This is a genomic window from Limosilactobacillus antri DSM 16041 (genome assembly GCF_000160835.1).
Taxonomy (GTDB): Bacteria; Bacillota; Bacilli; order Lactobacillales; family Lactobacillaceae; genus Limosilactobacillus; species Limosilactobacillus antri.
The window spans coordinates 124,280-130,401 of sequence record NZ_GG700734.1 but is presented as its reverse complement, the minus strand read 5'-3'; the positions used below and the strand labels follow the sequence as shown (position 1 = coordinate 130,401).

Genomic DNA, 6,122 nt, shown 5'->3' with positions numbered 1-6,122 from the left:
CTCACCAATGGCGAGCGCTGAAACACTTCTGGAAGCTCATCCTAACCCCAGCTAGTGAGCTAAAATACGATAACTACTGGCGGCGGGCCAATTTTGGCTATGCCCAATTAACTGATGTCGAAGTCATTCATCGTCTCCTTAGCTTTGATGAGGACCTCCAACAGGCTTACCGCTACTACCAGGACCTTGTCTTAGCAGTTAGTCAACGAAGCCGGGCGCGACTGAACCAATTGCTTACTACCAAGCTGACTGTGCTTCCTCACCCCCTACAAAAGGCACAGCGAACATTGCGCCGGCACAAAGAAGAGATTCTCCATAGCTTTAAGTATGAGGGCTACACTAATGGTCCCGTTGAAGGAACTAACAATAAGATCAAGGTCATCAAGCGGGTTGCCTATGGGTTCCGAAACTTTGCCAATTTCAGAATCCGGATTCTCCTCGCTTTACCTAACACATACATTGCCATTAACTGGAAGAATAAGCAAACAGCCCGTGCCAAAGTCCAGGCCCGAGCTGCTTAACAAAACTTATTCAATTTTTTCATCAGTACTTCTTGACGAAGAGCCATTTTTCTAACTTAATTTTACAAATGGCGTTATAAAAGATTCTGTAGCAAACTATATAGAAAGCCTACCGAGTTTTGACACGAAATGCTTTACAGATTAACTCTGTTATTCCACCGATATTCCTTAACGATAAGTATCTATTTGATTCTTACTTCAATAGGCTTATCATAAGGATCTCCAAGGCTCTTGAATTGATTTTCAAATGAAGCAGTATACTGTTTGTCTTTAAATATCCCTTCATATTTTCGTACAAAAGAATTTTGGTGAAACAAGCCTGCCAATCCTTTTGATTTAAACTTCACACAAAAATCTTCGCTATTTAAATACTTATTTCTCCTATTCTCCACATAAATCCATTTCATTGAGATTGGTAACACGTTATCTCGCTTCAATATTAGCTTAACTTCTCCATACATTTTTTCACCCGCTGAAGTAGTACCTGAAATAAACAATTGCGCAGGCTGCTCATGAATAGCGCTATTATTAAGAACATTATTAAAAATTTCAGGTAGCGGAAATACGCACTTACGCACATCTAATATTGGATATGCTAGACAATCCTCTTTATTGCCATACTTAAATACCATTTTAAGATCTCTCAAGTATCCGCCGCCTTTATTGAAAAGGCCAAATCCAGTAAATTGCGTGACACTAGACGGTAGTTGTCTCGATAACACTTTTTCTGTCATCTCTTCATTATCAAAGACCACCTTATTTTCAAAGTCACGATGTAAATCAATAAAATAATCGGACGAACTAATTACAGAAATTAATGGCCTCGCATTTTCAATTTGAATAGCATTTTTTTGCATACGTTCATCGTAGTACCGAATAAATCCCCAGAAAAATGTAATAAGTGGTATTATTGTGTACTTAATAAGTGGCCATAAATTCGTACAAATGCTGTAAACAAATTTCATTCCTAACCATCTCCCTAAATACTAAGAAGGCCTTTCCACACAAAAGAGTATTCGTTTCTCCCCCGATGAGCTCCCTGTTGCCCATTTGCTCAACGGCCGAAGCAGGCCACTAACCCCCGCTACTCCACAAACCAACTACCGCTCATCATCCCTTGCCGCCTTAAAACGTCTCTGCCAATAGGCATACACCAGTCCGCACCAGCCAAGCAATGATACCAACACCGCGCCGTAAAAGCCGATCCCCGGATTAAAGCCAACCACAACCTTTGCTTTACCCGGCTGAAGGTTCTTCAAGAGCACCGTTCCCCGATCACTGACGTATTTAGGCACCTTTTTATCATTCACCTGAACCGTGGTTCCTTCGTACGCTAAGACTGGCAAATTAATTGAAGTCCGTGGCTGTCTAACTTGAAAGTCAGCCTTAATTTTATTTGCTGACCCACTAGCATTTACATGGCGGGGCCGACCATTAACATACGCAATCTGATTAATAATACTTTCCCGATGATCGAGCGCCTTACGAGGATAATAATCGGCTTCACCATAGATAGCACTGTACTGAAACTGTTTATCATAATTGTTATTATCCAAAATTTTGTTTTCCTTTGGAAAAACCTCTGTTCCCTTTTTTGGGACATTGATAACGGATGGCGCCGCGGTCCGTAGCTCATGCAACAGCGACTTTTCCGCTGACAGGAATCCTATAACTCCAATACATAGTAATAATATCGCTGCTAGTGGCCAATTAAAGCTAAGCCTATTAATAAGCAGTAAAATTCCTTTAGCCGCAATTACCGCTAAAAATAAACAACTAAAGCTGAGATACCGATATGGCAATTGAACTACGCCCAGTGGTGTATGTCCAAGGAGCCCCCATGGAAAAACGCCTGATGCCACCACAAACAGCACAATTCCCAACAGGTAAATAACCAGATCTGTTTGATTATCCCGGGCAAAATACCAGCCGACTAAAACCGTCGCCAGCAATACTAACCCGATCCCAATATTAAGGCCGTTATTCAATGAATTAGTTACTAGATCAGCCATACTAGGAACGAGCGCCATAGCAATTCCCGATATAGCTGCAGAAACTTTTTTGCCAATATAATTACTGATAAATAAGCAAATGATCGGCAGCGATAAAATTCCCCACAGACCAACCGCTTTTAATAATGATTGCCACTTAGCAAAAATCAGTGCCGCCTTCCCAGCACAACACGTGAGAACTAACACTAGGGCAAAAATTTCAAGCGTAATAATGACGCTAAGGACATGCGAATAAGTTAATAAAGTCATCCCAACCGCTAGCGTTATCCAGCGCACATTTTCCGCCTTTGTCGGGGCAAAAAACAACTGATAAAAGCCAAGAAATACCAGTGGCAAAAAACTGGCCGCGATAAATTCACCAAAAACAAACTGGCCCAAGAAAAGACGGTACGTATTCAGAACGTAAACAAGCGAAAAAATAAACGCAAGGTGCCGGTTCTGCTTAAACTTATTCATGCTATAAAAGGCAACTAAAAACGCAAGGTACGTAATTAAGAAGTACCACAGGTAAAAGGCGGTAACCGGTTTAACGAAAAGGCGCATTGCTGCCCACGGGTATAGAAAAACCGTTGGGTAGAACATAAAAGAGCCAACGCCCGTATGGTGAAAGGTCGAACTAGCAATAAAAGTAAAAAGGTGTCCAGAACTAAGATTGCGGTAAATCTGCTCTACCCGTGCAGCGTGAAACTCCCAATCAGCTACTGCCTGTATTTTACCTGTATGAATAAACGGGTAAACCATGACCATAGTGATTAGTAAAAAAAGTAATGCGTAAAGAAGATGACTCCACTGGTCATTTTTAACTAACTTCATTTTTTCCTCCGGATTGTCCACGTTAACGTTTTTTTAATTCCCAAGTACAAGCTTATCTAATTGCAAACACTTTCCGTACCAATTTAAATTTAGCGAGAATAATCGTTGCCAGTTCACACAGCAAGATCCGATAAACGTCCAAAATAATTCCCACACCATTAGGGGTAACGCCCCACGTAGCCAGGTGGTTCTCCAAAATCACCGTATCGGTGAAAACACTCAGGCAAACCAGGTGAAAAGCCAGCGTAATCAATGCTAACCGTCCCAACTTAGCCAAGCCACGCATAGAAATCCACGTTTCAATTCCTTTGAAAAGATACATCAGAAAATAGCTGCCAGCCATTGCCCCCAGCATTTTCAACAGTGGGTCAGTGGCATAGCCGGTGTTAAACCAAAACTGGCCCCTAATTGCCGACCAGCAGCATAACAGTAGACCAGCCAGGGCAAGGATACCATTACGCATATTTAGGTCCATCATCCGGTACTCCCGAATAATGTGGCCGGCAGTATAGAAAGAAATACTCAGTAGGGCCGGACCCAGTGACCAGGGCAACTGGATCACCGCACTTACTATAAATGCGCCTACTGCCAGAATTAGGCTAGCCCCGACCAACACTGCCGTTTCCTTCCCCCTACTGAGCGCGTGAGTTGCGTTAAGCAAGAGTTGATAAATGATGTTGCCAAAATACATGGCCAGCAGGAACCAAATCGCCCCAATTGCTGGTATCACAGTTCCGTGAAAAATCGTTTGGCTACTCGGCGTCCCAATCCCATATAAAGCAGCAATCAGGAAATGATTCCAGTTCGCCGTTGTAATCATTCCCGGAACGTGCCGGTGGAGGCTGACTAACGATAAGAAAAAGATCAGCAGGGCCGTCACTCCATAGGGAACCAACAGTGTTCGGACCCCGCCCAGAGCAGTTTGACGAATCGTTTTCCGGTGTGTTAGGTAGCCTGATAGAACAAAGAAAATCGGTACATTAATGGCATACACTAAATTTTGCCAAAAACCGACCGCGTAAGTATGGCCGATAATGATTAACACCATTCCAACTGCCCGGACACAATCAATCCATTCAATTCGCTTTTTCACTTACTCTTCCTCCTCATCTCTTCACCGGCAATTCTAAACTTGAAATTGCTCTGCCGAACATCGTTTGCCTCATCTATCCCCCGTATTAATCCTTGCTCTTAGAATTACGCAACACTCTGCATATTCGCGCTAGCTCCTGCATCCCGATCCCGGCCAGGAGTAAAATAAAGGGCAAGAATTGAATAGCATAACGGCTTCGGCCCCCTTCAAACAACAATAGGAATAAGCAAAAGCCAACAAACGCGTACTTGGCCAGTAAACCAACAAAACTGGTGTCACTCACAGCAAATAGCACTGCCAATAACGTCCCCAGCCAAACTAAGCGCACTAAGATTTTAACGGCACTATTGTAGTTTGCTACACCATCAATGCAAAATAAACGTTGCCCGATGCTTCTTGGGTGATTTCTGAACGGCTTCAAAAAGCCCGTTCCAGCTTCCCAGCCCCACGCAAATGTTCCATCAGAAATATTTGCTGCCTGTTTTTTGATTAAAAAGTTTTGATAGCCTGCCCAGCCCATTTTAGCAACCCGCTGTTTCCACACTTTAGTGGCCACAGCGTTTCGTTTATCAGGATTTTTAATTGCCTCGTCTCTTTTAACGTCGGCATAAGTATAAGCACCATTACCGGTAGCCCCCATCGCAGCAAAGTGCATCATCGGCAATGCCTGACTCTGATCGATTCGCACGTACGAATTGCGTTGTTGGTATGCTGAAAAGCCTAACAACATAATAGTCGGGATTACTATCAGTACCCCAAGTGCCCCTAGCACTTGCTTATCAAATTTATGCCAGTTTACACTTGCTAAAGCTATGATTGCAAAGGCAATGTAAGTTACAACTAAGGATGGCTTAATCAAGTAGTCCACCCCCAGCAAGAGTCCGCTCAAGACGGCATACAAGTATCTTTTCCTGATTAATTTACTATTAAAAAATGCTAGTAATGCTCCCAAAGAAAAAACGGTCAACGCAAAAGCTGGAATGTCACTATAAGGAATCACAGCCCAAGGAGTTACCCCCAGTGAAATAATTCCTAATCCCAGTGCAACTTTACCCACACGTTGAGTCAGGTATTTTTTCCCTAAGTGATAGAGAGTAAGCAGACTGGCATCCAGTAAACCATAGCTTAGTAGTCCGAACAAACTGGTTAAAACTCGCATACTTGGCTGTCCGAGTCCCTTCCAAATTCCGTGTTCAATTAATAATAATAAAAAGGTGTTGGGGTTGCTTGAAAAATAACTAGTCCCAGTCCATGGTGTTTTATTGATTGCTTTGAGCAAAATATTTCCCGGATCCCAAATACTAAATCCAGCAACAGTGATTACGAGGTAAGCCTGCCAAGCGACAATCACACAGGCCAGTCCATAGCAACAAAACTTCTTATTAATCGGTATTCTTAGTTGTCTTTTATAAGCAATTAAGAATACTGGCACACTAACTAGCAAAATGTCTAATACCAGTATTCCTGATTTACTAGCCCCAATCATGTCGTTAAGGAGATTAGCAGCCGCCCCTAAGAGACCAATTATCAGCAGCGGAACAAAGAAAATATTAACAAGAAAGTTCATCGATTTCTTTAGCACATTTAACCACCCAAATATAGTTTTCTCAGCATATAGAAAATGTCGATATGCAAAAATTATAAATGTAAATCCCCATATTCTCCCCACTCTGTAAAAACAGT

Annotated in this window: 5 protein-coding genes; 1 reads left to right on the top strand and 4 read right to left on the bottom strand. The window is 42.4% G+C overall.

What is annotated here, in order from left to right:
* Positions 1-521, top strand: a 521-nt coding sequence (locus tag HMPREF0494_RS08050) for an ISL3 family transposase (RefSeq protein WP_007124458.1), incomplete at its 5' end; no start/stop codon positions are given.
* Between the two features lie 182 nt (positions 522-703).
* Here the strand turns inward: HMPREF0494_RS08050 and HMPREF0494_RS08045 are convergent.
* From HMPREF0494_RS08045 to HMPREF0494_RS08030, 4 genes are all read right to left on the bottom strand, one after another.
* Complete coding sequence (locus tag HMPREF0494_RS08045) at positions 704-1,486, bottom strand: hypothetical protein (protein ID WP_007124457.1); 783 nt, start codon at positions 1,484-1,486, stop codon at positions 704-706.
* Positions 1,487-1,621: 135 nt separating this feature from the next.
* Complete coding sequence (locus tag HMPREF0494_RS08040; RefSeq protein ID WP_040458962.1) at positions 1,622-3,346, bottom strand: hypothetical protein; 1,725 nt, start codon at positions 3,344-3,346, stop codon at positions 1,622-1,624.
* A gap of 52 nt (positions 3,347-3,398) precedes the next feature.
* Positions 3,399-4,439 (bottom strand): acyltransferase family protein, encoded by a 1,041-nt coding sequence (locus HMPREF0494_RS08035; RefSeq protein ID WP_040458961.1) that lies wholly within the window; start codon positions 4,437-4,439, stop codon positions 3,399-3,401.
* A gap of 85 nt (positions 4,440-4,524) precedes the next feature.
* Positions 4,525-6,021 (bottom strand): glycosyltransferase family protein, encoded by a 1,497-nt coding sequence (locus HMPREF0494_RS08030; RefSeq protein WP_056949693.1) that lies wholly within the window; start codon positions 6,019-6,021, stop codon positions 4,525-4,527.
* Between the last annotated feature and the right edge of the window lie 101 nt (positions 6,022-6,122).